At 28.0% G+C, this 640-nt stretch carries 1 protein-coding gene; it reads right to left on the minus strand.

Annotated elements, in window-relative coordinates:
* Positions 1-103: 103 nt before the first annotated feature.
* Positions 104-607, minus strand: coding sequence for a hypothetical protein (locus tag A5893_RS08430; RefSeq protein ID WP_068822134.1), 504 nt, complete (start codon positions 605-607; stop codon positions 104-106).
* Positions 608-640 lie beyond the last annotated feature (33 nt).

Raw genomic sequence — 640 nt, forward strand, 5'->3', positions numbered from 1 at the left:
TAACGATTGGCGAATTTGTGTTGTAATGGCATAAAAAGCACAAACTTGTCTGCCCGTAGAAATTTAGTTAAATGTGATGAAATAACATAAAGCAGTTCAGCCATTATAATACAAATTTGTGGTTATGCCTAGTTTTTTCTATGCGTTCAATATCTAATATGTCAGATAACTTATTTATACTGATTTTTGATAATCTTCTGAACGTTAATTCTATAAATAAGAAACGTATAAAAATGAATATTAGAATTACAATAAGAATAGTCATTATTGAAAATCTTCCTTTTTCTGAAATTAGGTCGGCAATTAATAGAACAATTGGCAGACATAAAATAATACTTAATAAAATTTGAAAAGCTTTATTAATACTAATGTTCAGATGTCCGTTTTGATTGTCGACTTTACCTTCTAAAACACAAAATGCACCTTTCCCAATTTCAGATGAGATTATTCTAAATGTATTTTCTTCAATTATTCCACGAAAGGATTTGTCGGTTATTTGTGAAGTCAAACTTTTAGAAAATTCAGTTCGTCTTTTTAAACGTTCAATAGCTTCTATTTCACTTCCAGTTATTTTAAAATTGTAATCACTTTCTGGAAAGATTTTCATTGTCGTTCGTGTTTTTTAAAATTAGGCATAACG

The sequence above is a fragment of the Pedobacter psychrophilus genome (genome assembly GCF_001652725.1).
GTDB lineage: Bacteria > Bacteroidota > Bacteroidia > Sphingobacteriales > Sphingobacteriaceae > Pseudopedobacter > Pseudopedobacter psychrophilus.